This is a genomic window from Paenibacillus sp. FSL R7-277, from assembly GCF_000517965.1.
In the GTDB taxonomy this organism is placed as follows: domain Bacteria; phylum Bacillota; class Bacilli; order Paenibacillales; family Paenibacillaceae; genus Paenibacillus_AQ; species Paenibacillus_AQ silagei.
Window position 1 is genome coordinate 337,596 of record NZ_ASPX01000115.1, and the last position, 25,591, is coordinate 363,186.

General features: G+C 54.6%; 28 protein-coding genes. 27 read left to right on the forward strand and 1 reads right to left on the reverse strand.

What is annotated here, in order from left to right; all coding sequences use genetic code 11:
• Positions 1-52: 52 nt before the first annotated feature.
• Complete coding sequence (locus C173_RS29350; protein WP_036731918.1) at positions 53-1,306, forward strand: aspartate kinase; 1,254 nt, start codon at positions 53-55, stop codon at positions 1,304-1,306.
• A gap of 388 nt (positions 1,307-1,694) precedes the next feature.
• Here C173_RS29350 and C173_RS29355 read toward each other — a convergent pair whose 3' ends face one another.
• Positions 1,695-2,561: a YitT family protein gene (locus C173_RS29355; RefSeq protein ID WP_200869602.1), complete on the reverse strand. Its 867-nt coding sequence runs from the start codon at positions 2,559-2,561 to the stop codon at positions 1,695-1,697.
• A gap of 236 nt (positions 2,562-2,797) precedes the next feature.
• On the opposite strand from C173_RS29355, the gene C173_RS29360 reads away from it, so the two are divergent.
• The 26 genes from C173_RS29360 (at position 2,798) to spo0A (ending at position 25,050) form a co-directional block, all read left to right on the forward strand.
• The gene (locus tag C173_RS29360; protein ID WP_036731920.1) at positions 2,798-3,070 is read left to right on the forward strand and encodes a YqhV family protein; all 273 of its coding nucleotides are present in this window, start codon (positions 2,798-2,800) and stop codon (positions 3,068-3,070) included.
• A gap of 82 nt (positions 3,071-3,152) precedes the next feature.
• The gene (spoIIIAA, locus tag C173_RS29365) at positions 3,153-4,160 is read left to right on the forward strand and encodes a stage III sporulation protein AA (protein ID WP_036731922.1); all 1,008 of its coding nucleotides are present in this window, start codon (positions 3,153-3,155) and stop codon (positions 4,158-4,160) included.
• Complete coding sequence (gene spoIIIAB, locus C173_RS29370; protein ID WP_036731925.1) at positions 4,153-4,671, forward strand: stage III sporulation protein SpoIIIAB; 519 nt, start codon at positions 4,153-4,155, stop codon at positions 4,669-4,671. Before spoIIIAA ends, spoIIIAB begins: the two co-directional genes overlap by 8 nt.
• Positions 4,672-4,684: 13 nt before the next feature.
• Entirely contained in the window at positions 4,685-4,888 is a 204-nt protein-coding gene (gene spoIIIAC, locus C173_RS29375) for a stage III sporulation protein AC (protein WP_020426549.1), read from the forward strand.
• A gap of 9 nt (positions 4,889-4,897) precedes the next feature.
• Entirely contained in the window at positions 4,898-5,287 is a 390-nt protein-coding gene (gene spoIIIAD, locus C173_RS29380; protein ID WP_036731928.1) for a stage III sporulation protein AD, read from the forward strand.
• Positions 5,288-5,334: 47 nt separating this feature from the next.
• Positions 5,335-6,684 (forward strand): stage III sporulation protein AE, encoded by a 1,350-nt coding sequence (spoIIIAE, locus tag C173_RS29385; protein ID WP_235192066.1) that lies wholly within the window; start codon positions 5,335-5,337, stop codon positions 6,682-6,684.
• A 24-nt stretch (positions 6,685-6,708) separates the two neighbouring features.
• Positions 6,709-7,509 carry a stage III sporulation protein AF gene (gene spoIIIAF, locus C173_RS33210; protein WP_051478600.1) on the forward strand — a complete coding sequence of 267 codons (801 nt, stop codon included), beginning with the start codon at positions 6,709-6,711 and terminating at the stop codon, positions 7,507-7,509.
• 17 nt (positions 7,510-7,526) lie between these two features.
• Positions 7,527-8,165 carry a stage III sporulation protein AG gene (gene spoIIIAG / locus C173_RS29395; protein ID WP_036731930.1) on the forward strand — a complete coding sequence of 213 codons (639 nt, stop codon included), beginning with the start codon at positions 7,527-7,529 and terminating at the stop codon, positions 8,163-8,165.
• Positions 8,166-8,274: 109 nt separating this feature from the next.
• Complete coding sequence (locus tag C173_RS29400) at positions 8,275-9,204, forward strand: SpoIIIAH-like family protein (RefSeq protein ID WP_036731932.1); 930 nt, start codon at positions 8,275-8,277, stop codon at positions 9,202-9,204.
• A 277-nt stretch (positions 9,205-9,481) separates the two neighbouring features.
• Positions 9,482-9,991, forward strand: coding sequence for an acetyl-CoA carboxylase biotin carboxyl carrier protein (gene accB, locus C173_RS29405; protein WP_036698397.1), 510 nt, complete (start codon positions 9,482-9,484; stop codon positions 9,989-9,991).
• A gap of 56 nt (positions 9,992-10,047) precedes the next feature.
• Positions 10,048-11,391, forward strand: coding sequence for an acetyl-CoA carboxylase biotin carboxylase subunit (gene accC, locus C173_RS29410; RefSeq protein WP_036731935.1), 1,344 nt, complete (start codon positions 10,048-10,050; stop codon positions 11,389-11,391).
• 118 nt (positions 11,392-11,509) lie between these two features.
• Entirely contained in the window at positions 11,510-11,926 is a 417-nt protein-coding gene (locus C173_RS29415) for an Asp23/Gls24 family envelope stress response protein (RefSeq protein ID WP_036698392.1), read from the forward strand.
• Between the two features lie 72 nt (positions 11,927-11,998).
• Positions 11,999-12,538: an alkaline shock response membrane anchor protein AmaP gene (gene amaP / locus C173_RS29420; protein WP_036698389.1), complete on the forward strand. Its 540-nt coding sequence runs from the start codon at positions 11,999-12,001 to the stop codon at positions 12,536-12,538.
• Between the two features lie 15 nt (positions 12,539-12,553).
• Positions 12,554-12,787 carry a DUF2273 domain-containing protein gene (locus tag C173_RS29425; protein WP_036698387.1) on the forward strand — a complete coding sequence of 78 codons (234 nt, stop codon included), beginning with the start codon at positions 12,554-12,556 and terminating at the stop codon, positions 12,785-12,787.
• 260 nt (positions 12,788-13,047) lie between these two features.
• The gene (gene nusB / locus C173_RS29430) at positions 13,048-13,497 is read left to right on the forward strand and encodes a transcription antitermination factor NusB (protein ID WP_036698385.1); all 450 of its coding nucleotides are present in this window, start codon (positions 13,048-13,050) and stop codon (positions 13,495-13,497) included.
• A 92-nt stretch (positions 13,498-13,589) separates the two neighbouring features.
• The gene (folD, locus tag C173_RS29435) at positions 13,590-14,447 is read left to right on the forward strand and encodes a bifunctional methylenetetrahydrofolate dehydrogenase/methenyltetrahydrofolate cyclohydrolase FolD (RefSeq protein ID WP_036698383.1); all 858 of its coding nucleotides are present in this window, start codon (positions 13,590-13,592) and stop codon (positions 14,445-14,447) included.
• Between the two features lie 9 nt (positions 14,448-14,456).
• Complete coding sequence (gene xseA / locus C173_RS29440; RefSeq protein WP_036731941.1) at positions 14,457-15,830, forward strand: exodeoxyribonuclease VII large subunit; 1,374 nt, start codon at positions 14,457-14,459, stop codon at positions 15,828-15,830.
• The gene (gene xseB, locus C173_RS29445) at positions 15,814-16,071 is read left to right on the forward strand and encodes an exodeoxyribonuclease VII small subunit (protein WP_036731943.1); all 258 of its coding nucleotides are present in this window, start codon (positions 15,814-15,816) and stop codon (positions 16,069-16,071) included. Before xseA ends, xseB begins: the two co-directional genes overlap by 17 nt.
• The gene (locus tag C173_RS29450) at positions 16,058-17,005 is read left to right on the forward strand and encodes a polyprenyl synthetase family protein (protein WP_051478603.1); all 948 of its coding nucleotides are present in this window, start codon (positions 16,058-16,060) and stop codon (positions 17,003-17,005) included. Before xseB ends, C173_RS29450 begins: the two co-directional genes overlap by 14 nt.
• 95 nt (positions 17,006-17,100) lie before the next feature.
• Positions 17,101-19,005, forward strand: coding sequence for a 1-deoxy-D-xylulose-5-phosphate synthase (gene dxs / locus C173_RS29455; RefSeq protein ID WP_036731946.1), 1,905 nt, complete (start codon positions 17,101-17,103; stop codon positions 19,003-19,005).
• A gap of 42 nt (positions 19,006-19,047) precedes the next feature.
• A complete protein-coding gene (locus C173_RS29460; protein WP_036731950.1) occupies positions 19,048-19,938 on the forward strand; it encodes a TlyA family RNA methyltransferase in 891 nt (296 codons plus the stop codon).
• A gap of 124 nt (positions 19,939-20,062) precedes the next feature.
• The gene (locus tag C173_RS29465; RefSeq protein WP_235192067.1) at positions 20,063-20,533 is read left to right on the forward strand and encodes a hypothetical protein; all 471 of its coding nucleotides are present in this window, start codon (positions 20,063-20,065) and stop codon (positions 20,531-20,533) included.
• 26 nt (positions 20,534-20,559) lie between these two features.
• Positions 20,560-21,009, forward strand: coding sequence for a transcriptional regulator AhrC/ArgR (gene ahrC, locus C173_RS29470; RefSeq protein ID WP_036698370.1), 450 nt, complete (start codon positions 20,560-20,562; stop codon positions 21,007-21,009).
• A 49-nt stretch (positions 21,010-21,058) separates the two neighbouring features.
• Positions 21,059-22,786 (forward strand): DNA repair protein RecN, encoded by a 1,728-nt coding sequence (gene recN, locus C173_RS29475; RefSeq protein ID WP_036731954.1) that lies wholly within the window; start codon positions 21,059-21,061, stop codon positions 22,784-22,786.
• Between the two features lie 138 nt (positions 22,787-22,924).
• Positions 22,925-24,034, forward strand: a complete 1,110-nt coding sequence (gene spoIVB, locus C173_RS29480; RefSeq protein WP_081751394.1) for a SpoIVB peptidase — start codon at positions 22,925-22,927, stop codon at positions 24,032-24,034.
• Between the two features lie 197 nt (positions 24,035-24,231).
• On the forward strand, positions 24,232-25,050 hold the full coding sequence (gene spo0A / locus C173_RS29485; RefSeq protein WP_036731960.1) for a sporulation transcription factor Spo0A: 819 nt from the start codon (positions 24,232-24,234) through the stop codon (positions 25,048-25,050).
• The last annotated feature ends 541 nt before the right edge of the window (positions 25,051-25,591 follow it).

The window sequence follows — 25,591 nt, forward strand, 5'->3', positions numbered from 1 at the left end:
CATTAACCAAAATTTAAGCTACTTTAGAGCGAAATAGGGAGTGAATGGAACTTTGTCACTTTATGTCATGAAATTCGGGGGCAGCTCCGTCGGCGACATTGAACGTATGAAGCGGGTCGCCGGGCGGATCGCAGCCAAGCAGGATGAAGGACATCGCTGCGTTGTGGTGGTCTCCGCTATGGGAGATACCACAGATGATCTGATCGATCAGGCGAATCAGCTGAACGGTCAGCCCCCCGCACGCGAGATGGATATGCTGATGACTACAGGGGAGCAAATCTCCGTAGCGCTTCTGTCGATCGCGCTTCACGGGATCGGCCGGAATGCCGTATCCTATACAGGCTGGCAGGCCGGGTTCCGCACCGATGAGACCCACGGCCGGGCACGGATCAGTGAGATTGTCCCGCGCCGGGTGCTGGAGTCGCTGGAGCGGGAGCAGATTGTGATTGTAGCCGGCTTCCAGGGCATGACGCTGGATGGCGAGATCACTACGCTGGGCCGCGGAGGCTCAGATACGACAGCGGTTGCGCTGGCTGCAGCCATCAAGGCGGATGTCTGCGAGATTTATACCGATGTAGACGGAATCTACTCTACTGACCCGCGGATTGTGAAGACGGCGCGCAAGCTGAAGGAAATCTCCTATGACGAGATGCTGGAGCTGGCGAATCTCGGGGCAGCCGTGCTGCATCCGCGTGCCGTGGAATATGCCAAACGATATCAAGTGAAGCTGGTCGTAAGATCAAGCTTTAACCATAATGAAGGTACTGTGGTGAAGGAGGAAGCAAGCATGGAGCAAGGTGTAGTAGTTAGCGGAATTGCCTATGATAAAAATGTGGCCCGGATCAGTATTCTGGGAGTTCCAGATGTGCCGGGGGTACTCGCCCAGGTATTCGGCAAGCTGGCCGATGAAGGTGTGGATGTCGATATTATCGTGCAGAGCGGAGTGCAGAACAAGACGGCTGACTTCTCCTTCACTGTAGCGCTTGGAGATCTTGTGAAGGCCAAAGAGGTCATCGAAGGGCTGCACAGCGTATTGCCTTACCGTGAAGTGACTTCCGAGGACAGTCTGGTCAAGGTGTCGATTGTCGGCGCCGGGATGGTCAGCCACCCGGGGGTTGCCGCCAAAATGTTCGAGGTGATCTCGAATGAAGGCGTGAGCATCAAGATGGTGAGCACTTCCGAGATCAAGGTATCCTGTGTGATTGAATCCGGCAACCTGCAGCAGATCATCCAGGCGCTGCATACCGCCTATAACCTGGATACACAAGAGCAAGCCTTCGTTGGAGGTCCACAGGACCGCCGCTAAGCCGCTGGATAGTTAGTTACAACAATACATCGGGGATGTTCTTCAGCCGGAAGGCTGGCGGGCATCCCTGTTCGGCGTATGGCGGCTGGGGAGTCCTCTTCGGATTAGGGAAAGTCCTGTACATGCCCGAAAAAGGCTAGGCGGGCTGAATGTATGTCAAAAACCGAATACATTACGCCTACGAAAGGCTAAATGAGCCGGTTCTGTGCCGGCGTAAGCGTAAAGCGGTTTATGTATAAGATAAAGACACAGTGAACAACCGCTCCCTTAATCTTAAGTTAAAAAGAGTGCTGTTACCCGCAAAAGCGGAGAACAGCACTCTTTTCTTTTGCCGCAAAATATGTTGCTTGCCTGACGCTCCGGCGGGTGGCAGCAAGCTCGCTCCTGCTTAGCTCAGCCGCCGGAACCTGCCCATAATCTCCACGGTCTCCAGCACGTTAACGAAGGATTTCGGATCGGTCTCCAGAATCGTCTTGCGCAGATCTGCCAGCTCATAGCGGGTGGTTACGGTCATCAGCATCGTATTGCCTTCGTGACTGTATCCGCCCTCGGCGTTCACAACCGTGATGCCGTGCGGCAGACTGGTCAGCCGGTTCAGCATTTTCTCGCGCTCCTTCGTGACGATGAAGCAGGTCAGCTTGATATGGCGGATGTGGATCATGTCCACCACCCGGCTTTTGACGAAGATACAGAGCATCGCGTACAGCGCGGAATCCCAGCTTTTGAAGAAGCCCAGACACAGAATGACGAGACCGTCCATAACGAACAGCACCGTCCCCATGGGAATATCCCGCTTGCGGGTGATGATGGAGCCGAGAATGTCGAAACCCCCGGAAGATCCTCCCGCCCGCAGAGAGAAGCCAACCCCTCCCGCAATAATCACCCCGCCGAAGATACTGGCCAGAATCGGGTCCTTGGTAAGCTTCACCACAGGGATCACGTTCAGGAACCAGGTGGTGGAGAGTACAGACAGCATGCTATAGCAGATGTACTTTTTGCCCACGGCGACGAAGCCCCAGATCAGGATCGGGAGATTGATGGCGAAATAATACAACGAAATATACTTTGGATGGGTCAAATACCCGATGATGGAAGCTGTCCCGGCTACACCGCCGCTGAGCAGCTGATGCGGAATCAGGAACAGGCGGAGCCCGGCTGCTACCAGAAAGGCTGAAAATACAATAATAGCCACCTCTTTTATCTGTCGGCCTATCGTTCCTGATACAAGCGGTACTACGAAATTACGAACTTGCATGATTGTGATCCCCTTCTTTGCTCAGTTATCTTTGGATGCGGAAAAATTAATTTTATCATACCGATGATATTTTTTTATGGAGGGCGGCACTATGATATCTTTCACACCTCCTGAAATCTGTGCTAGTATCCCCATTTCTTCTTGTCTAAAGTCGCCCCCTTCCGCATATCCATGGATAACAGCTTGTTTGATTTGCAGTGAAATGGCGGGCGGGCCCATAGATTTGGAAAAGGGAGATGGGATATTTGGACAAGTATGTAAGCTGGATGTCGGCCCTGCGGCTGCTGTCTGGCAGTGTAGAGATTGCGGCGGCTTTGATTATGCTGAAGCTGAATCAGGTGGATAAGGCACTGGCTGTCAATTCGGGACTGGCGCTTGTCGGCCCTACGATTCTCATTCTGACCACGGCTGTGGGCCTTACAGGGATGGCAGAGCAGCTGTCCTGGGGGAAGCTCGGCTGGATTGGCTGCGGGGTGGCTATTCTCTTATTCGGGATTCTCAAGAAATGATAGATGATAGGCATAAAGCATAAGTACAAGCATAAATATGAGATAAAGCTATTTAGTAGAGGACAGCTTGGGGGTACCTGGTATGGCAAATGACTGGCTTTTGTTGTTTCCCGAAAAAGTAAGAGCGCTGCTCGGCGGCCTCCCCGCTGCGCTCCTGGACAAGGTGGAGGAGATTCGCGTCCGTGAGGGACGGCCGCTAGAGATCAACTATTCCGGCAAGTATCATTTCATCGGTGCCGGCGGCACCCTGACCCAGCTTCCCGGCGAGGCTTACCGGCCGGACCGGGAGGATACGCACCGGCTGCTGGACCTCATCAGCAATCATTCCCTCTATACGATGGAAGAGGAGCTGCGCAAGGGCTTCATCACGATTCCGGGCGGACACCGGATCGGTCTCTGCGGCCGGACGGTGCTGAGCGGGGGCGGCGTGGAGCATCTGCGTGATATTACCGGCTTCAACGTGCGGATTGCCCGTGAGGTGCACGGCATCGCCGACGGTGTGCTGCCTTATCTGCTGGACCGGGGGCGGCAGCGTGTGATGCATACGCTGATTCTGTCCCCGCCGCAGCATGGCAAGACTACGCTGCTGCGCGATCTGGCCAGGCAGCTGTCGGCAGGTACAAGCGGCGGCCGGGAAGGCAGCCGGCCGGGGCTGAAGGTCGGCATCGTCGACGAACGCTCTGAGATCGCAGGCAGCCGCCGGGGAATTCCGGCCTTCGATGTCGGGCCGCGTACGGACATTCTGGACGGCTGTCCCAAGGCGGAGGGCATGATGATGATGATCCGCTCCCTGTCGCCTGATGTGCTGATCGCCGATGAAATCGGCCGCATGGAGGATGCAGAGGCGGTGACCGAGGCGCTGCACGCCGGGATCTCGGTGGTCGCTTCTGCGCACGGCAAGGAAGTGTCCGAGCTTGCCCGGCGGCCCGGACTTGGCGGGCTGCTGGAGCACCGGATGTTCGAGCGGTATGTGATACTGCACCGCGGAGCCTCTGGCTTGTCCTTCCGCATTCTGGACGCCCAGAAGCGGGCTCTGCTGCTGGTCTCGCCGGAGCAGCAGCCGGTGTCAGGGGGTGACCGCTATGCTTAAGCTGCTTGGCGCGGTACTGATCGTGCTGGCGGGAACCCTGGCCGGCTTCAAGCGGGCGGCCCAGTATGCCGACCGGCCGAGACATATCCGGGCCTTGATTGCAGCGCTCCAGCGGCTGGAGACCGAGATCCAGTACGGCTACACGCCGCTGCCGGAGGCGCTGCGCCGGATTGGAATGCAGACGAAGGAGCCGCTGCGGGCCTTCTTCCTTACGGCGGCGGAGGAGATGAACCCGCCGCATAACTACAGTGCGGAAGAGGCCATCCGGCGGGCGATGGAAGCCCACTGGAGCAGCGCATCGCTGCAGGGCACGGAGAAGGAGATCATCCGGCAGCTAAGCTGCACGCTCGGAACCAGTGACCGGCCGAATCAGAGCACGCATATTGCACTGGCTTTACAGCAATTGAAGCAGGAGGAGACAGTGGCCAGAGAAGATCAGGGCAAGTATGAGAAGGTGAGTAAAAGCCTGGGTCTGCTGCTTGGAGCATTGATCGTCATTTTGATCTTTTAGCGAGGTGCCAGGAATGAATATTGAAGTCAACGCGATCTTTCAGATTGCCGGCATCGGCATCATTATCGCCATGATCCATACGGTGCTTAAGCAGATGGGCAAAGAGGATATCGCCCACTGGGTAACGATTGTCGGCTTTATCATCGTCCTGTTCATGGTCATCCGGATGCTGGATGGGCTGCTGCAGGAAATCAAAACGATTTTTCTTTTTCAATAGGCTGGAGTTATGGAAATCATTCAGATTGTGGGAATCGGCATCTTGGCGACGGTCCTTATCCTCGTCCTGAAGGAACAAAAGCCGGTATTCGCCTTCCTGCTGACCACTGCGGCCGGCATCCTGATCTTCCTGTTCCTGATCGGCAAGATCGGAACGATTCTCGGTACGCTGGAGCGGGTGGCAGAGTCCTCCGGGATGGAAATGATCCACATCAAAACGGTGTTCAAAATCATCGGCATCTCCTATATCGCGGAATTCGGAGCGCAGATCGTGAGGGATGCCGGGCAGGAATCGATTGCTTCCAAGATTGAGCTGGCCGGCAAGGTGCTGATCATGGTGCTGGCTGTTCCGATTATCAGCATTATTATTGAAACGGTCATGAAGCTGCTGCCAACCTGATGCAGCGGACATGCCGGACAAGTTGGAGTAGAGCGGAGGTGAGGGGAATGCAGGAGCATAGGTTTTTTCGGCCGCCAAAAGGGGTAAAAGCGCTCCTGCTTCTGCCAGCTCTGCTGCTGGTGCTCCAGCTGCTTCTGTTGTGTGGAAGCACGGCAAGTGCGGCAAGTGTTGCGAATGCTGCAAGCGCGGGAAGTGTGGCAAGTGTTGCGAATGCTGCAAGCGCGGGAAGTGTGGCAAGTATTGCAAGCGGGTCCCCTGTTCCTTCAGCTCCGGCTACAGGCGGCAGTGGAGGTCTGGCGTCTCCTGTTGACCAGTGGGTGAAAGGGCAGGTGGAGCATCTGCCAAAAGACAAAGTTGAGTCTTACTGGGACCAGCTGATGAAGGATTACGGTGGGTTTTTCCCGGAGGGACGGACACCTTCCTTGATGGATATGCTGCTGCCGGGGGATAAGGGCTTAAGCTTCAAAAGCGTATTGTCCGGCCTGATGAACTTCATGTGGCATGAGGTGCTCTACAACGGCAAGCTGCTGGTCACGATTGTGATGATCAGTGTGCTGAGTATGATTCTGGAGACGCTTCAGACCGCTTTTGAACGGAAATCTGTCAGCAAGATTGCTTATATGCTCTGCTACATGGTGGTGCTGGTCATCGCCGTTAACAGCTTCAATGTCGCTATCGGCTATGCCAAGGATGCCATCGACCGGATGATCGACTTCATGATGGCTATGATTCCGCTGCTGTTCGCGCTGCTGGCCTCAATGGGCAATATCGTCACGGTGTCGGTGACCCATCCGCTGATCGTATTCATGATCCATACCGTAGGCACGCTGATTCATACGCTGGTCTTCCCGCTGCTGTTCTTCTCGGCGGTGCTGCATCTGGTGAGCGCCATGTCTGAGAAATACAAGCTGACCCATCTGGCGAATCTGCTGCGCAATATCGGAGCCGGGCTGCTCGGGGTGCTGCTGACGGTGTTTCTCGGCGTGATCTCCGTCCGGGGGATTACCAGCTCGGTTACAGACGGAGTGACCATACGCGCAGCCAAATATATTACAGGAAATTTCGTGCCGGTGATCGGAAAAATGTTCGCGGATGCCACGGACACGGTCATCTCGGCCTCACTGCTGGTGAAGAACGCCATCGGGCTGTCGGGAGTGATCATTATCCTCTTCCTGTGTGCGTTCCCGGCAATCAAAATTCTGATCCTTGCCCTGATCTACAATCTGGCCGCCGCCGTTATGCAGCCGCTGGGCGAGACACCGATCGTGACCTGCCTGCAGACGATCGGCAAAAGCATGATTTATGTCTTCGCGGCGCTGGCCGCCGTCTCGCTGATGTTCTTCCTGGCGGTAACCATTATGCTGACTGCGGGCAATGTGACCGTGATGATGCGCTAGAACGAAATGACAAGGAGGTGCGCCATGTCCTGGCTCAGCAGTTGGCTCCATGAGCTGATTCTCGTCGTGCTGATGGCTGCATTCGTGGAGATGCTGCTGCCCAGCAAATCCATGGAACGCTACGCCAGACTGGTGCTCAGCCTGCTGGTTCTGCTGACAATGCTAAGCCCGATAATCTCTCTGCTGAAAGGGGATGCCAGCAAGGAGCTGACCGTGGCGATGCAGCAGCAGGAGAGAAGCGGGGGGCTGCTGAACAGAGCGGAGGGCGCACCGGATTCGCTGGACAAGATTCTGGCGGACGGGCGGATGCTGGCTGCCGGAGCCCGCGACCAGAGCCTGAAGCTGGCTGCAGAGGAAATCGCCGGCCAGATGCGCGACCAGATTGCCGGGAGCACCGGGCTCGGCGGGGTGAAGGTAACGGTGGCCCTTGCCATGGGCCCGAATCCAAATGCGCCGCTCGGCGAGGAGGTGCCGCTGATCTCCTCGGTCACAGTAGCGCTTCCGCCGGAGCAGAGCGCCTCTGGAGGGGCTGTGCCGGGCAATGGTACTGCATCCCTCCCGTCAGCCGGGCCGATACAGATTAACCCTGTAGAGCCGGTCCAGGTCAGCCTGGAAGGCAGCGGGGGAGATGGTGAAGCGCAGGAAGCGTCATCCTCAGGTGGTTCGGCTCCGGCGTCCTCCTCTTCCGGGAGCGGCACTGAGGGAGTGCAGGAGACCCTGGCGGAAGAAGCCGGAACAATTATCCAGCTGCTGGAGAAGAACTGGAACCTGGACCCCGCTCTGATCAAGGTGCAAAGCAGCGGGGGCGATACCGTGAAATCATAATTGAAGGAGGGAAATCAATGGGCAATTGGCTGAAAAAGCTGGAGCAGTGGGCCGGAGGCGGCAACGGCAGCCCGAAGCGCAGCCACACCTTCCGCTGGCTGATCATTATCGGCCTGCTGGGTGTTGCAATTATGCTGTTCAACTCCTTCGTGAATGTGAAGAAGCTGGACAACGAGAACACAGGGCGTGAACCGCCGGACAGCGGGACCTCGCAGACAGTCCTGCAGCAGGAGACCGGGAGCGCGAATTCTTTTGACAGCATCGAACTGGCGATGGAGAACCGCACGAAGGAGATTCTGGAGAAAATCGTGGGGGTCGGTACTGTGGATATCATGGTCACCGTAGATTCCACAGAGGAGATTATCGTGCAGCGCAATATGAACGACTCGCAGCAGCAAAGTGAAGAAACAGATGCCAGCGGCGGTAAACGCCATACCACCCAGTACACCAGGGACGGCCAGATCGTCACTTACAGCCAGTCAGGGAACGAGGCTCCGATCATCACCAAGCGGGTGAAGCCTCAGGTACGGGGAGTGCTGGTGGTCGCCAAAGGGGCAGAGAACAAGGTCGTGCGCAGTCTGATTGAGCAGGCGGTTGAAAAAGGGCTTAACGTACCGGTCTACCGGATTTCTGTTGTCCCGCGCAAGCAGGAATAGGCATGTCTCCGGCAACCCCGGCATATGCTTTAACAGAAGAGGCTTGTACGATGCACACGACTCAGAGACGACAAGAGGGCTGGCAACAAAATTATAGGAGGTATAAACAATGAAGGGCAAAAGACAAACGATTTGGCTGGTTTCTATGCTCAGTTTGATGGTAGTGCTCTCTGCATATTATCTGTTCACGGAAGATACGGGGGCTCCCATCCCCAAAGAAACCGCAGGCAGTATCCAGGTGGACACTATAAAAGACGGAACGGGCGGCGGAACCGCGACTACGCTGGACAGCGGACTTGTCATTAAAGAGGTCAGCACGGACAAAGGAATTGCAGTAGGAACCGTGGATGACAGCAGCAAGACCACCAAGGATGAAGCGGCATCGACAGTGGCAACGGATGACAGCACGACTCCGGCCGTGATAGATGACAGTAGTGTGGTTGCTGACAGCAGTAACACTGCCAAGGATACAACTGCTGCAACGGACAAGGCGGCCACTACTACGGCTGATAAAGGCAAGGATACGGCTGGCAGCAAGGATACCAAGGAAAATAAGGACACCAAGGATGCCAAGGATACTAAGGACAGCAAAGACAGCAAGGATACGTCAGCTGCTGTAGACAAGACTCCGGCGAAGGACGACGAGGCGATTCTGGATGAAGTGGCTTCGCAGAGCGTATCGGCGAGCAGCCTGTTCACGAACTACCTGTACGAACGCGAACAGAAGAACCTGAAGGATCACAATGATCTGCTGGCGCTGATTAACGATATGGATAAGACACCGGCTGAGAATGCAGCAGCCCAGGAGCAGCTCAGCAAGCTGGAAGAGAAAGAGTCCAAGATCACCGGGATTGAAGAGAAGCTTCAACAAAAATACGGTGAGGCCATTGTGAAAGAAGAAGCCGGTGATGCCTACACGATCGTGGTGCTTAGCGATAAGCTGGATGTGAAGCAGGCGGTCGGCATCGTGGATTTTGTAATGAAGGAACTGAGCGTTACCCAGGACAAGATTAAGGTCCAATACGTCTCGGAGCAGTAAGCCGGCTGAATAAAATCAGGGAAAATAGAATAAAATGCCGAAAGAGCCCGGGCGCGTCCCAGGCTCTTTCCATTTCTAGCGTTTGTGATATAATACATAAAGTTATCGATGCATAGAAAAAGAAGATTACGCAGGCAGCGGTTACACAAGGTAGCGATTCAAGAGAATTACAGAGCAGACCCGCGTTACGGGTATGCTTGTCAGGACGGATATCGTACCCTGCTCAGCCAGCGTCCCAAAATGGCTTCGAGAGAAAGCTGAAGGAGTGAACTACCCAATGTTCAAGTTAAGCGAGATTAAGGAATTGATTCAATTGCTGGACCAGACTTCCTCCGTGCACGAGCTGGAGATTGAAAGCGAAGGTATGAAGCTGGCTATCCGTAAACCGGATCGCTCTGAAGCTGAAGGAACAGTAATTCAGGCGGCTCCTTATACCTACCCCTTTACGCCAGCCCCGCAGCCGCAAAGTCCGCAGATTATTGCCCCTCAGGCTGTTAGTGAAGTTCCTGCTGCGGCGCAGCAGCCCGCAACCTCCGCTGAAGGCGCATTACATAAAATCGTCTCGCCGATGGTTGGGACCTTCTATAGTGCCGCTTCACCGGAGACGCCTTCCTTTGTTAATGTCGGAGACCGGGTGAATGAGAAATCTACGGTCTGCATCATTGAAGCGATGAAGCTGATGAATGAGCTGGAAGCCGAAGTGAAGGGCGAGATTGTCTCTGTCCTGGTTGAGAACGGCCAACTGGTGGAATACGGTCAGCCGCTGTTTCTGGTGAGAGCGGAATAATTGCCGCGAGAATGAAGAGGAGCTTGCAAGCTTCGCTAAACTTTGGGAGGAAACGCATGAACATTCAAAAAGTGTTGATTGCCAACCGCGGCGAGATTGCGGTCCGCATTATCCGGGCCTGCCGCGAGCTGGGTATTGCCACCGTGGCTGTCTATTCGGAGCCGGACCGCGATTCCCTGCATGTACGTCTTGCGGATGAGGCGTACTGTATCGGACCGATGCCCGCCAAGGACAGCTATCTGAACTTTACTAATATTATGAGCGTTGCCACGCTGACGGAATGCGATGCTATTCACCCCGGCTATGGCTTCCTGGCCGAGAACGCGGATTTCGCCGAGATCTGTGAATCCTGTAACATTACCTTCATCGGCCCGTCTCCGGATGCGATTACCCGGATGGGCGACAAGGCTGTTGCCAAAGAAACGATGAAGCTGGCCGGAGTTCCGATTATACCGGGCTCGGACGGGATTGTCGGTGACTTAGAGGAAGCCGTGATGCTCGGCCGTGATATCGGGTACCCGCTTATCGTCAAAGCTACGGCAGGCGGCGGAGGCAAGGGCATCCGCATCGCCGAGGATGAAGAGTCACTGGTGAAGCAGATTACCGCTGCCCAGCAGGAAGCGCAGAAGAATTTCGGCAACGCCGGAGTCTATTTGGAGAAATTCCTGACCGGCATGAAGCATGTGGAGATTCAGATCATCGCCGATAATCACGGCAACGTCGTCCACTTGGGCGAGCGTGACTGCTCTGTGCAGCGCCGCCGCCAGAAGCTGATCGAAGAAGCGCCTTGCGCCGTACTTACCCCGGAGGTCCGCGATGCGATGGGCCAAGCGGCGGTACGGGCTGCACTGGCGGTTAATTACTCGGGGGCAGGTACCCTGGAATTCCTGCTGGGTCCTGACGGACATTTCTATTTCATGGAGATGAATACACGCATTCAGGTGGAGCATCCGGTAACGGAGATGGTCACCGGCGTCGATCTCATTAAGGAAATGATCTCAGTAGCGGAAGGTAATCCCCTCTCCTTCACCCAGGAGGATATTGTGATCAACGGCTGGTCGATTGAATGCCGCATCAATGCCGAGGACCCTGAGCGTAATTTCATGCCGTCTCCGGGCAAAATCGGCTTCTATCTGCCACCGGGCGGATTTGGGGTGCGGGTCGACAGCGCGGCGTATCCGGGCTATACCATTTCACCTTTTTATGACTCCATGATTGCCAAGCTGATCGTCTGGGCACCGACCCGGGAAGAGGCTATAGCCAAGATGAAGCGTGCACTGGCTGAATTTGCGGTGGAGGGCATACATACCACCATTTCATTCCACCAGAGACTGCTGGAGCATCCTGTGTTTTTGGACGGGAACTTTGATATCAAGTTCCTTGAGGAGTATGAAGTTTAGGACGGCTTCTCATGGTTTGTCATAAAGTTCGTCAAATGATATAGTATGTTTAATAAGAGGCGTACTGCCCGCTTGAAGTGCCCCTACAACTTTTTTGCTGGAAAGGTGTGAAGTCCAAATGAGTACATTGCCGACAGAATTTGAACGTACGGAAATCGGTGAAATCCAGATCGCTCCAGAGGTGATCGAGGTTATCGCCGGTTTGGCAACCGTTGAGGTGAAAGGTGTGGCCGGAATGAGCGGCGGTTTCGCCGGCGGAATCGTGGAGCTTCTCGGACGCAAGAACCTGTCCAAAGGGGTTAAGGTTGAGGTTGGACAGCGCGAGGCTGCGGTGGATGTGTCCGTAATTATCGAATACGGCTACCGTCTTCCGGAAGTGGCTGCTGAAATTCAGCGCAATGTTAAGCGTTCCATCGAAACCATGACCGGTCTGACCGTTGTGGAAGTGAACGTGCATATCCATGATGTGCAGTTCAAAAGCAATACAAGCATTGACAAGAGCGAGGACACGGATGCGGTTATCCGCGTGAAGTAAGGGTTCAGTTCTTCCATAAACCCCCGACAGTGCGTCGAGGGTTTACCTTAATTTAAGGAGGTTGTGAGACTCGTGGCCAAAATTCTGGACAGGCTTCTGCTGTTCCTGTACAGCTTAAGCATTGGAATACTATCTGTAACTGCCATCCTCCTCTTAAGCGGTGTCATTCCGGACAAGTATGAGATTTCGGACGGACCGGCGGTCTATATCGCTGCGATCTCGGTGGCGGTCATTCTGTTCCTGCTGAGCATCCGCTTCTTCTACATCTCCCTGCGCCGCGACCGCGCTTCCCTGCCGTCTGTGGATCAGCGTACAGAGTATGGGGATATTCAGATCTCAATGGAGACCATTGAGAACCTGAGTCTGAAGGCTGCGGGCAAAGTGAAGGGCATCCGCGACCTGAAATCGCGCATCCGTGTCTCACAGGCGGGTCTTGAGATTATGATCCGGGCGGTCGTCGACGGTGAGCATTCACTGCCGCTGCTTACTACGGATGTACAGCGCCAGGTACATGATTTCGTACAGGAGACAACCGGAATTCCGGTTGCAGATGTGTCTGTATACATTGCTAACCTCACACAGGCACCAAGCTTCAAAAGTCGAGTGGAATAGAGGTGAGTTTCCCTTATGTCCTGGAGAGAAGTATGGGAAAGTCACGGGGGTAGAATTACCGGAGTTGCCTTCGGTGTCTTTCTCGGATTGATTTATCTGATTAGCGGTTTTTGGGATATGCTGTTCTTTGCACTGGTAGTGTTCATCGGATATACGTTCGGCAAACGAAAGGATACCGCGCAGGGTCCCCTGTTTCAATGGCAGGAGATCGCAGAGCGGCTGTCCGGACGCTGGCGTCCCTTCAAATGAACCGCGATAGTCTTTCTCCCGGAAGCCTGGAACCCGTTACTTTGAGTTGCTGACCTGCGGAAGAAAGGCTGCGCGGTTTTTTGCTGAAAAGACAATATAAATTGCCCGGAGTGGGCTTTTTGAGAAAATTAAGGGTATAAATGCTCCTATATCAGCCTATGCGGCTGTTTATGTGAGGAAATGTAGTATAGAAGCTGGTCCGGTTATAATCGTTGTAATCTGTAACACCAAAACATGAGGTTAGTTCGTAGGAGGAACACATGAAGAGACGTTTAGCGAGAGAAATTATTGTACAAAGCCTGTACCAGATGGAAATGAACGATGTAGAGGTTACCGAAGCGGTTGACATGCTGATTGAAGAAGCGGCAGATGAGAATGAAACCGAGCGCGTTATTACAGATGAGATTGAACTGAAGGCATATGTAGTTACGCATGTAAACGGCGTGTGGGAACACAAAATGGCGATCGACGATATGCTGGAGCATTATCTTAAGGGCTGGCAGATGAGCCGCTTGTCACGTGTAGACCGTCAGATTCTGCGTCTGGCTACCTTCGAGATGATCTTCGCCAGCGATGTGCCGGCCAAGGTGTCTGTCAATGAGGCGATTGATCTGGCCAAGCATTTCGGCACAGAGGATTCCGGTAAATTCGTGAATGGTGTCCTCGGTAAAATGATTCAGGATGTGGACACGCTTAGAGCCGAGCTGTAGTCCAGTTTCAGCTTCGGATTCAGATTCAGATTCACAGCAAGCGGCAGTAACAGGCTTATAAGCCTTCAATAGACAATAGGGGAGAGACTTACATGACAGCAGCGATTATCAGCGGTAAACAGGTATCGGACGACATTCGGATCGGGATTGCCCGGGAGGTTGCAGACTTAGCGGAGCGCGGCGTGAAGCCGGGTCTGGCTGTCGTTCTGGTCGGTGAAGATCCGGCTTCCCAGGTCTATGTGCGCAACAAGGAGAAGTCTTGTATTGAACTGGGCTTCCATTCCGAGGTGCACCGGCTGGATGCAGCTACCACCCAGCAGGAGCTGCTGGCACTGGTGGCAGACCTGAACGGCCGCAGCGATATTGACGGCATCCTCGTTCAGCTGCCGCTTCCGAAGCATATTGAAGAGAAGGCTGTGATTGACGCCATCTCGGTAGAGAAGGATGTGGACGGCTTCCACCCGGTCAATGTGGGGAACCTCGTCATCGGGGACGACAGTCTGCTTCCCTGTACACCTGCCGGGGTTATTGAACTGATCAAGCGGACCGGTACGGACATTTCCGGCAAGCATGCGGTAGTGATCGGCCGCAGTAATATTGTCGGCAAGCCTGTATCCCTGCTGTTACAGCGGGAGAATGCCACAGTAACCATGTGCCACTCGCGCACAGCGAATATGGCTGAGCTTAGCCGTCAGGCCGATATCCTGGTGGTAGCGATTGGACGGGCCAACTTCATCGATGCTTCGTTCGTGAAGCCGGGTGCGATTGTGATTGATGTCGGCATGAACCGTCTGGATACCGGTAAGCTTGCCGGCGATGTCGATTATGAGAGTGCCCGGGAAGTGGCCGGGTTCATTACGCCGGTGCCGGGCGGAGTGGGACCGATGACCATCACCATGCTGATGAGCAACACGCTGATCGCGGCCAAACGCCGCCGCGGCCTGAAGTAGGCCGGACTTATGGCGGCAGAGCGGCAGATCTACTCCATCAAGGAGCTTAACAAATATATCCGTATGAAGCTGGATTCGGATGCGCTGCTGTCCGACGTATGGATTCGCGGTGAAATCTCGAATTTCACCCATCACGGAAGCGGGCATATGTACTTCACGCTGAAGGATGAGAGCAGCCGGATCAAAGCCATCATGTTCGCTTCGCATAACTCGCGGCTGCCGTTCGTGCCGAAGGAAGGCACGAAGGTAATCGCCAGGGGAAATGTGACTGTATATGAACGGGACGGGCAATACCAGTTCTATGCGACACATATGCAGCCTGACGGAATCGGCAGCCTGTATCTGGCTTACGAGCAGCTGAAGAGCAAGCTGGAGAAGGAAGGCCTGTTCGCAGCGGAGCGCAAGCGTCCGCTGCCGCAATTCCCGCGCTGCATCGGGGTTGTGACCTCCCCGACAGGAGCGGCTGTGAGGGATATCATCATCACCCTGCAGCGGCGCTATCCTCAGGTGGCGATTGTTCTCTACCCTGTACTTGTACAAGGTAAGGGTGCTGGCCCGTCCATTGTACAGGCCATACAGAACCTGAATGCCATGGGAGAGGCCGATGTGCTGATTGTCGGGCGCGGCGGCGGTTCCCTGGAGGAGCTGTGGGCCTTCAATGAAGAGGCCGTCGCCCGGGCGATTGCGGCCTCCGGGATTCCGGTCATCTCGGCCGTGGGCCACGAGACCGACTTCACGATCGCCGATTTCGCCGCCGATCTCCGGGCGGCCACCCCTACGGCAGCGGCGGAGCTCGCTGTGCCGAGCGCAGCCGAGCTGGCCGGGCAGCTGCGCATGGCCCGGCAGCGGCTGCGCCAAGGGCTGCTGCGCCGCTCGCAGCGCGGCGGCGAACGCCTCGCTGCGCTGCAGCGCTCGCTGACGCTGGCCGGCCCCCGCCGGCAGCTGGCCCAGCACGCGCAGCGGCTGGACATGCTGCGCGCGGCCCTGCTCCGCGCAGCAGAGGCAAGGCACAGCCGCGCGCAGGGGCGCAGCGCGCTGCTGCACCAGAGCCTGCAGCGCTTCCATCCGCTTAGCAGCGTCAGCGCTGCCCGCCGGCGCACGGATGGCCTCACCCGTGAGCTGACGGCGGCCATGCAGGCGCGCCTTGCAGATAAGCGCGCGCGGTTCGGGGCAGAGCTGCGCCATCTGGATGCACTCAGCCCGCTTAAGGTCATGTCACGGGGCTACAGCCTTGTGTATGACGAGAAGGAGCAGCATTTAATCAAATCGCTGAAGGAAGTAGAGCTTGGCGATGTGGTCAACATAAAGCTTAATGACGGACAACTAAACTGCCACGTATGGGGAATGAAGGAGGATGGCAAAGCGAATGGCGAAGGAAGCTGAACTGGATTTTGAGGGAGCCATGGAGCGCCTGGAGGGTATCGTGCGTGAGCTTGAACACGGTGACGTTCCCCTGGAGAAGGCGATTGATTTATTCCAGCAGGGAATGAAGCTCTCGCAGCTATGCGGCAGTAAGCTGGAGCAAGTGGAACGCAAGATTGAAATGATCACTGTGGAGGATGGCGAACTTCGCAAGAAGCCATTCGGCAACCGGCTGGAAGGCGATAGCGATGAGTCATTCTGAGCTTGAGCCATCGGGCGGTTCGGCAGCGGCGCAGGGCCGCAAACCGCTGGAGGAATATATAGCAGACGTTAGCCGCTGGGTTGCCGTTGCTCTCAGCGGGGTTGTACCGGAGCAGTGGGACGTCCCCCGGGTCCTAAGAGAGTCGATGGAATACTCACTGCAAGCTGGTGGTAAGCGCCTGCGGCCGCTGCTGGTCACCGCTGCCTGCGAAGCGCTGGGCGGCAGCCGTGAAGCTGCGCTGCCTGTAGCAGCAGCGATTGAAATGGTGCATACCTATTCTCTGATTCATGACGATCTTCCGGCGATGGATAATGATGATTACCGGCGCGGCAAGCTGACGAACCATAAGGTCTTTGGGGAAGCGATGGCCATTCTGGCCGGGGATTCGCTGCTGACCCATGCGTTCTACAGTGTGGTACAAGCCTCCCGTAAGCATGGGGTTCCGGCAGAGCGCGTGTTGTCCATCGTGGAGGATCTGGCTGAGATGGCCGGCCCGCGCGGTATGGTCGGCGGTCAGGTAGCTGATATGGAAGGCGAGCAGGGAATGACCGATCTGCAGCAGCTTCAGTACATTCATCTGCACAAGACCGGCGATCTGATGATCTTCTCCTTGCTTGCGGGCGGCAGAATCGCCGGTGCGAATGAGCAGCAGCTGGAAGCCCTGCGCCGGTTCGGCACACAGATTGGCCTGGCCTTCCAGATTCAGGATGATATTCTGGACCTCATCGGCGATGAGAGCAAGCTGGGCAAAAAAACCGGCAGTGATATCAAGCAGCAAAAAGTAACCTATCCGTATTTCATCGGCCTTACGGCTTCGCGCGCAGAGGTCAAGGAATTGACCGCAGCGGCGCAAGATGCAATCCTGGAAGGCGGGTTCAACGACCCGTCCCGGCTGCTGGAAATTGCCGATTATTTGATGTCACGCGATCATTAAATGAAGTTTCGCAAACGGCTGTGTTTCGACAGCCGTTTCGTTTGTGTTATAATGGGGTTTATATTTTACAACATCTAGGAAAGCGGGGAATACTCGTGCTGCTTCCACAAATAAATGATCCTCAGCAACTTAAATCTCTATCAGTCGGGGAACTGGCTGCACTTGCGGAGGAGATCCGCCAGTTTCTGATCGAGAAGCTGTCTGTAACAGGGGGGCATCTCGCATCCAATCTGGGCGTCGTGGAGCTTACACTGGCCCTGCATTACTGTTATGACAGTCCACGGGACAAAATGATTTATGACGTAGGGCATCAGGCGTATGTCCACAAAATATTAACCGGCCGCCAGGACCGGTTCGATTCACTGCGCAAGCACGGCGGATTATGCGGCTTCGTCAAACGTACAGAGAGCGAGCATGATGTCTGGGAAGCCGGACACAGCAGTACCTCTTTGTCCGCAGCCATGGGTATGGCGATGGCCCGTGATTTGAAGGGCGGAGACAATAAGGTAATTGCCGTGATCGGCGACGGTGCCCTTACCGGCGGTATGGCTTTTGAAGCCTTGAACCATATTGGACATGAGGGCCGCAAGTTGATGGTTATCCTTAATGATAATGAAATGTCGATTGCTCCGAATGTAGGGGCTATGCATAACTATCTAAGCAAGATCCGTTCAGACCGTCATTATCTGCGGGCCAAGGACGAGGTCGAAGGCCTGCTGAAGAAAATTCCGGCCATCGGCGGACGTCTGGCGAAGACTGCGCAGAATGTGAAGGACGGCCTGAAGAACATGCTGGTGCCCGGCGTTCTGTTTGAAGAACTCGGATTTACCTATCTGGGACCCGTGGACGGTCATGATCTGGAGAAGATGATCGACACCTTCCATCAGGCGGATAATGTATCTGGGCCTGTGCTGGTGCATGTGCTTACCACCAAAGGCAAGGGCTACAAACCGGCGGAAGTCGATTCCTATAAATGGCACGGTATTTCCCCCTACAAAATCGAATCTGGCCAGGTGCTTCAAGCTGTCGGCAATCCGATGTACACGGAAGTCTTCGGACAGACGTTAATTGAGCTGGGGCATCAGGACAAGCGGCTGATTGCCGTAACACCGGCGATGCCGGGCGGCTCGGGACTTTTCCCGTTCGCCAAGGAATTCCCGGACCGGATGATTGATGTCGGGATTGCGGAGCAGCATGCCGCCACATTATGTGCGGCCTTGGCTATGGAAGGCATGAAGCCGGTATTTGCCGTCTATTCCACCTTCATGCAGCGTGCCTATGATCAGATCGTTCATGACATTTGCCGCCATAATGCCAATGTTATGTTCGCCATTGACCGTGCGGGCTTCGTCGGCGCGGACGGGGAGACCCATCAGGGCGTGTACGATATCGCTTTTATGCGTCATATCCCGAACATGGTGCTTATGATGCCGAAGGATGAGAATGAGCTGCGCCACATGATGAAGACGGCGCTGGACTATAATGAAGGACCGATTGCTTACCGTTATCCGCGGATTAACGGCACGGGTGTGGCTATGGATGCTGAGCTGCACAGTCTGCCTATCGGCACCTGGGAACGTCTGCGTCCTGGTGAGGATTATGCCGTGCTTGCCTGCGGCCCGATGGTTCAGGTTGCTGAAGAGGCGGCAGAAGTGCTGAAGCGTGAAGGGATTCAGGTCGGTGTTGTGAATGCGCGCTTCCTGAAGCCGCTGGATAACACCATGCTGCTTGATCTGGCACATGCCGGAACAGGGATGGTGGTGCTGGAAGAAGCGAGCCAGGCCGGCAGCCTTGGCAGTGCGGTGCTGGAGTTCTTTGCAGAGCATGAGATATACGATGCGCATGTCCACCTGATGGGCGTGCCGGATATTTTCGTCGAGCATGGATCGATTAAGGAGCAACGCCAGGAAACCGGCCTTACCGTTGAAGCCGTGTGCGCACGTATAAAGTCAATGAAGGGTCTTAGCACTTATACCTATAAGTCAACTTCCACCTCGTAAGGGCAGGGGCGGAAGGCGGACCGAAGTGATCGGGAGATGAACATGGAACACCCTAAGGAACGAATTGATGTGCTGTTAGTGGAGCAAGGCTTCTACGACAGCCGGGAGAAGGCCAAGGCTGCCATTATGGCGGGGCTTGTGCTTGCGAACGAAGAACGGATAGAAAAGCCGGGGATGAAGGTGCTGCGCAGCTCTGTCCTAAGAGTCAAGGGAGCACTGCACCCCTATGTCAGCCGCGGAGGCTTGAAGCTGGAGAAGGCCTTGCGGCAGTTCGGCATCGAGCTGACCGGTCGCAACATGCTGGATATCGGCTCCTCCACAGGAGGCTTCACCGATTGTGCACTTCAGAACGGGGCGGCCCATGTGTACGCGATCGATGTGGGACATAACCAGCTCGACTGGAGCCTGCGTAATGATGAACGGGTAACCGTAATGGAACAGACCAACTTCCGTTACATGACCCCGCCCGATTTGAAGGGACCGGTACCTGACTTTGCAAGTATCGATGTCTCCTTCATTTCACTGAAGATCATCCTGCCGCCGCTTATGGCGCTGCTGAACCGTCCTGCTGATATCGCTGCGCTGATTAAGCCGCAGTTCGAAGCCGGCCGCGAGAAGGTGGGCAAGTCTGGAGTTGTGCGCGAACCGGCTGTTCACCGGGAGGTGCTGATAAACGTACTGTCCATGGCAGCCGAACTGGGCTACACGCTTGCAGGACTGACGTATTCCCCCATTACCGGCGGGGAAGGCAATATTGAATTTCTGGCACACTGGAAGCTGCTGCCTGCTGAGGCTGCGGAGCAGCCTTCAGTGCAGCAGACTTCTGCGGCTGAAGCACAGCCGAATAATTTCGCCGCGCTTGCCGACTCGGTCATTAAGGAAGCGAATGCAACCTTCAGCGCTGCGGGCCATGGAAACTCATCCAAGCGATGAGTTTCTTTTGCTGCCTAATATAAGAATTTATTGGCCGCCTTGAACCGGAAATTAGCGGCAGATTGTCAGACCGAAGCAGGATTTCACCCGCCCTCGCGCGAATAGATTCACCGAGGTGATGGGAGTGGCGAGCTCGGACAAGGCTGTAGTGGCACTTATGGGACTGGCGGCGGCAATCTTTATCCTTTATAGAATCTATATCTGGCTGCAGGGGTCCCCGGGTTCCTTCATGAAGGACCGGGTGCCGATCAACAAGGTCATTCAGTCCCATCCGTCCATCGCTCTGCTGGAGGATGCGGGATATGAGGTCATCGGCGGCAAGCTGAAGATTCCGCTGTCTTTTCAGGTGAATGGGGCACCGATGTACAGCAGGCTGTTCATTGATTATGTAGCCACCAGGAATGAGGAGCATTATTATCTGGTCATCCTGTCCCGCCCCCGCAAGGAGCTTGAATTCACCGGCAGCGGACTCCGGGACCACATCCTCCCCTATCTGCTGATCTACCCGGATTGCAGCGGGGTACTCTATGTGGATACGGTGAATTCCAACATTCATGTAATTAATTTCGGCAAGGACGACGGAGAATCCAGTTAAGCACTATATAAATACGGGAGGCAACAATGAAGGGACACAGGCATATCAAGATTAGAGAAATTATCTCGCAAAAGGAAATCGAAACCCAGGATGATCTGGTGGAGGCACTGCGTGAATCGGGTTTTCAAGTTACACAGGCTACCGTATCCCGTGATATCAAGGAACTGCTGCTGATCAAGGTTCCGATGGATGACGGGCGTTACAAGTATTCCCTGCCCACCGACCAGCGTTACAACCCGACCCAGAAGCTGAAGCGGGTGCTGGTGGACAACTTTGTACAAATCGACTATTCCGCGAATCTTGTGGTGATGAAATGTCTGCCGGGAACGGCCAATTCCGTGGCTGCGCTGATCGATAATATCGACTGGCCGCAAATTATGGGTACGATCTCAGGAGACGACACTATTCTGATAATCTGCCGCCAGCCGGAGGACAGCAAGGACGTTATTTCACAAATTATGGGCTATATATCGTAGTTCTGCTTACGGGCAGACAGGCAATCATCATGTCGGAGGTGCTGTATTCGTGTTAGAGACATTGTCTATACGCAATCTGGCCGTGGTTGAGGCGGTGGATGTGCATTTTTATCCGGGGTTCCATGTCCTTACAGGGGAGACCGGTGCCGGAAAATCAATTATCATCGACGCGCTTGCACTCATTGCCGGGGGACGCGGTTCCGCTGACTCCATCCGGTATGGGTGTGAGAAGGCCGAAATGGAAGCGCTTTTCAGCCTGCCGGGAAGTCACCCGGTCTGGGATACGCTGGAGCGGCTGGGCATCGGGGCAGAACGTGAGGAGCATCTGGTGATCCGCCGGGAGATTACCTCCCAGGGCAAGAGTACTTCGCGCGTGAACGGTCAGATGGTCAATCTGAGCATGCTGCGCGAAATCGGGGAGCAGCTGGTCAATATTCATGGACAGCATGAGCATCAGAACCTTTTGAAGGCTGAACGTCACCTGGGTCTGCTGGATACCTATGGGGAGGCGGTAATCGGACCGCTCAAAGCGGATTATCAGGAGAAATATACAGCCTTCGCCAAAGTGGAAAAAGAACTCCGGGAACTTCAGGAATCCAGCCAAAAGGCGTATCAGATGCTTGATTTGTACCGTTTTCAGCTGGAGGAAATTTCTGCTGCGGGACTAAAACCGGGAGAAGATGAATTACTTGCCGAAGAACGGGTAAAACTATCCCACAGTGAGAAAATGATGGATTCAGTATCCGGCGCATACGAGCTGCTGTATGACAGGCAAGGGCTGGAGTCCATTGGCAATGTAATCTCCAGGCTTGAAGATGCGGTGCGGTATGACGAGAAGGGTCTGCGGGCAGTCTTCGAGCAATTGCAGTCGGCTTATTACCAGCTGGAGGATGCGGCGTTTCAGCTGCGCGACTACCGTGAAGAGATCGAATTCAATCCGGCACGGCTGGAGGATATTGAGAACCGGCTGGATCTGATCACCGGACTGCAGCGCAAATACGGGGATAGCGTGGAGCAGATTCTGGAGTATTATCAGCAGATTGAGCGGGAGACGGATCTTCTGGAGAATAAGGACGAATATATTGAGAAATTAACGGCCAAACGCGATGGCCTGCTTCATATCTTAATGGAGTCAGCCGAAGCGTTGAGTGGAGCGCGGCGGCAGTGTGCAACTGAGCTTGCTTCACAGGTCGAGGGAGAGCTGAAGGACCTGCAGATGGAACGGACCTCCCTCCAGGTGAAGATGGAGACGCTCGAAGATCCGCGCGGCATGGAGTATCAGGGACGGCGGTACCGTCTGACCCGGCAGGGGATCGACAGTGCTGAATTCATGATCTCCCCGAATCCCGGCGAGCCGCTGCGTCCGCTGGGCAAGATCGCCTCCGGCGGAGAGCTGTCGCGGATCATGCTGGCGATGAAGAGTATTTTTGCGCGGCATGATGCGATTCCTGTCCTTATCTTCGATGAGGTGGATACCGGGGTCAGCGGACGGGCGGCCCAGTCCATCGCGGACAAGCTGTATAAGCTGTCCTCCACCTGCCAGGTGTTCTCCATTACCCACCTGCCGCAGGTGGCCTGTATGGCAGATCATCAATATCTGATTGCCAAAAAAGTCGAAGACGGACGCACGATGACTGAGGTGGACTCGCTCTCGGCCGAAGGCCGCGTAATGGAGCTGGCCCGAATGCTGGGCGGTGTGGAAATTACCGAAAAAACATTGCATCACGCGCAGGAGATGCTGGGTCTGGCCGAGGCCAGCAAGGCAGCTGCAAGCTAAGCGGGACAATGATTGACAGTAATAAAAGCCTGAGGGCAAGGTTATCTTATAGGTACGCAATTGGCGACCACCTTTTTCGTCAAGCGAAAGAAGCAAAAGGGAGTGTGACAGCCATTGAAGCCTAACCTCAGGAAGTTAATGCCCGGCCTTTTATTTGCCTTCTTTCTCAGTTTATCAGGCATAACGGGACCCTCACAGATCCACGCAGCACCGCTTGAACATCAGCCGCTTAGGGCGGTACAGGGAACCGAGAGTGAACTTAAGGTCATCCCCGGAGGTCAGACGATTGGCGTGAAGGTGAAGTCGGCAGGCGTGCTGGTGGTAGGTCATCATCTGATTGAAGTATCGGAGCAGTCCAAGATTTCACCAGGCGAGAACAGCGGCATCCTGCCCGGCGATCTGATGATCTCCATTAACGGGGTGAAGCTGGACGAGGTATCGAAGGTAGCAAGGCTGGTCGAGCAAGCCGGCCGGAGCAATGATTCCTTAAGCATCGTCTACAAACGCGGCGGTAAAGAGCACACAGCTCAGCTAAAGCCCGCGTATGACCGCACAGACAAGGTGTGGCGGCTCGGGCTCTACATCCGTGATTCCGCAGCTGGTGTAGGGACCCTCACTTTCTACGCCCCGAAGCAGGGTGTGTACGGGGCCCTTGGGCATGTCATCACCGACATGAACACAGGTACACCGATTGTGGTCGGCAGCGGCCATATCGTGCAGTCCAGCGTCACTTCAATCTCCAAGAGCCAGGATGGCGATCCTGGGGAGAAACGGGCCCATTTTCTGAAGGAAAGCCAGGTTCTCGGGAATGTGGAGAGCAACACGGATTTCGGAATATTCGGTAAAATGACCCGTAATCCTGAGCACAGCCTATATCAGGAGCCGATTCCGGTGGCCATGAGCACTGAAGTGAAGGAAGGACCGGCGCAAATTCTTACCGTTGTCGATGGTCAGCAGGTCGAACGCTTCAACGTAGAGATCATCCATGTGGCCCGTCAGCAGACCCCTGCTACTAAGGGTATGGTGCTGCGCATCACCGACCCGCGTCTGCTCGATAAGACCGGAGGGATTGTCCAGGGAATGAGCGGCAGCCCGATTGTCCAGAACGGCCGTCTAATCGGTGCAGTGACCCATGTGTTCGTCAATGATCCCAAGTCAGGGTATGGCTGCTTCATTGAGTGGATGCTCAGGGACTCCGGTGTGGTTCAACAGGATCAGGAGCCTCAATACAATCTTAAGGCGGTTTAGCCTTAAGATTTTTTTGTCGAAGGGCAGCGATTATTCTCGAAACGTGAAACAAAATATTTAATTATAAATCAACACCGAAAAAAAATAAAGAAAAATAATTTTCGACAGAAGGATATTCAAACCTGATGTCGAAAGTTATAGGGAGAGAAGATGATCATTATTTTCTGAATAGCAGATATATAAGGAGGAAGTAGCCAGTGCAGAATATTGAAGTGTTGTTGGCCGATGATAACAGGGAGTTCACGAACTTGCTCGCCGAGTACATTACTGAACAAGAAGATATGACCGTAACAGGCATTGCCTATAATGGGGAAGAGGTACTACAGATGCTCAGCGGAGCACGTAAGATCCCCGATGTCCTTATTCTTGATATCATTATGCCGCATCTGGACGGCCTCGGCGTGCTGGAACGCCTGCGTGATATGGATCTGAACCCGCAGCCCAAGATCATTATGCTGACCGCTTTTGGCCAGGAGAATATTACGCAGAGAGCCGTTCAGCTTGGCGCCTCTTATTATATTCTGAAACCGTTTGACATGGAGGTTCTGGCGAACCGTGTGCGCCAGCTGGTTGGCACGCAGGGCAGTATGAGCACTTCCGGAAGCATGTCCGGCTATTCTTCTTCCAGATCTTCCAGTAATGTGGTTCCGCTGTCCAAGGGCAAGAACCTGGACGCGAATATTACCTCAATCATTCATGAAATCGGCGTCCCTGCGCATATCAAAGGCTATCAGTACCTGCGTGAAGCCATCACCATGGTCTATAACAACATTGAGATCCTTGGTGCCATCACCAAGACGCTGTATCCGGCTATAGCCGAGAAATTCAAGACCACGCCTTCCCGCGTAGAACGCGCCATCCGCCATGCGATTGAAGTCGCCTGGACCCGTGGCAATATCGACAGCATCTCCCACCTGTTCGGCTATACCATTAATATCTCCAAATCCAAGCCAACTAACTCGGAATTTATTGCCATGGTAGCGGATAAGCTGCGGATTGAGCATAAGGTTTCTTGAAAGGGTTAGGATCTGGATACGTGAGGGTTTATACGGGGATGTTTGTATGCGGAAAACAGCATACATTGTGCTCACATGCAGCCGCATGGCCCGAATGTCAATTGAATAAGTAACAAATCAAGTCACTCCTTCATGGAGTGGCTTTTTTTAGTTTATAATGAAGGGATAAGCAAAGGAGGTGGGAGAAATCATAGCGCAGATTCTTTTAGGGATCTGGATGCTCACACAAGCGGCTTGTCACTTTTTTGGACTTGATGTGTTCCTTCGACAATCCGTTAGGGATAGTTTGAGTAAGGAGGAGCGGGCCTCTTTTCAAAGAGGGATGGTCCTGCCCTATCTCATATTAGGGATGACTTTTATTGGAATGGGGATTGTTGAGCGTAAGGCGGTCCTGTCCATGCCGCTTTTCCTAGGACTCTATATTATATTGTGTGCGGCGTCCTTGGCCGGAGTATTAAGGAATAACAAAAAACATCTAGGTCATTACATGTGGTGAATCTATAGGCGCTAGTTACCGGAATGGCTGCTACTGTTATGTAAA

Coding starts and splice junctions, on each gene's coding strand:
- C173_RS29355 (WP_200869602.1), bottom strand. CDS start 2,561: ATGCAAGTTCGTAATTTCGTAGTACCGCTTGTATCAGGAACGATAGGC.
- C173_RS29360 (WP_036731920.1), top strand. CDS start 2,798: ATGGGATATTTGGACAAGTATGTAAGCTGGATGTCGGCCCTGCGGCTG.
- spoIIIAA (WP_036731922.1), top strand. CDS start 3,153: ATGGCAAATGACTGGCTTTTGTTGTTTCCCGAAAAAGTAAGAGCGCTG.
- spoIIIAB (WP_036731925.1), top strand. CDS start 4,153: ATGCTTAAGCTGCTTGGCGCGGTACTGATCGTGCTGGCGGGAACCCTG.
- spoIIIAC (WP_020426549.1), top strand. CDS start 4,685: ATGAATATTGAAGTCAACGCGATCTTTCAGATTGCCGGCATCGGCATC.
- spoIIIAD (WP_036731928.1), top strand. CDS start 4,898: ATGGAAATCATTCAGATTGTGGGAATCGGCATCTTGGCGACGGTCCTT.
- spoIIIAE (WP_235192066.1), top strand. CDS start 5,335: ATGCAGGAGCATAGGTTTTTTCGGCCGCCAAAAGGGGTAAAAGCGCTC.
- spoIIIAF (WP_051478600.1), top strand. CDS start 6,709: ATGTCCTGGCTCAGCAGTTGGCTCCATGAGCTGATTCTCGTCGTGCTG.
- spoIIIAG (WP_036731930.1), top strand. CDS start 7,527: ATGGGCAATTGGCTGAAAAAGCTGGAGCAGTGGGCCGGAGGCGGCAAC.
- C173_RS29400 (WP_036731932.1), top strand. CDS start 8,275: ATGAAGGGCAAAAGACAAACGATTTGGCTGGTTTCTATGCTCAGTTTG.
- accB (WP_036698397.1), top strand. CDS start 9,482: ATGTTCAAGTTAAGCGAGATTAAGGAATTGATTCAATTGCTGGACCAG.
- accC (WP_036731935.1), top strand. CDS start 10,048: ATGAACATTCAAAAAGTGTTGATTGCCAACCGCGGCGAGATTGCGGTC.
- C173_RS29415 (WP_036698392.1), top strand. CDS start 11,510: ATGAGTACATTGCCGACAGAATTTGAACGTACGGAAATCGGTGAAATC.
- C173_RS29425 (WP_036698387.1), top strand. CDS start 12,554: ATGTCCTGGAGAGAAGTATGGGAAAGTCACGGGGGTAGAATTACCGGA.
- nusB (WP_036698385.1), top strand. CDS start 13,048: ATGAAGAGACGTTTAGCGAGAGAAATTATTGTACAAAGCCTGTACCAG.
- folD (WP_036698383.1), top strand. CDS start 13,590: ATGACAGCAGCGATTATCAGCGGTAAACAGGTATCGGACGACATTCGG.
- xseA (WP_036731941.1), top strand. CDS start 14,457: ATGGCGGCAGAGCGGCAGATCTACTCCATCAAGGAGCTTAACAAATAT.
- xseB (WP_036731943.1), top strand. CDS start 15,814: ATGGCGAAGGAAGCTGAACTGGATTTTGAGGGAGCCATGGAGCGCCTG.
- C173_RS29450 (WP_051478603.1), top strand. CDS start 16,058: ATGAGTCATTCTGAGCTTGAGCCATCGGGCGGTTCGGCAGCGGCGCAG.
- C173_RS29460 (WP_036731950.1), top strand. CDS start 19,048: ATGGAACACCCTAAGGAACGAATTGATGTGCTGTTAGTGGAGCAAGGC.
- ahrC (WP_036698370.1), top strand. CDS start 20,560: ATGAAGGGACACAGGCATATCAAGATTAGAGAAATTATCTCGCAAAAG.
- spoIVB (WP_081751394.1), top strand. CDS start 22,925: ATGCCCGGCCTTTTATTTGCCTTCTTTCTCAGTTTATCAGGCATAACG.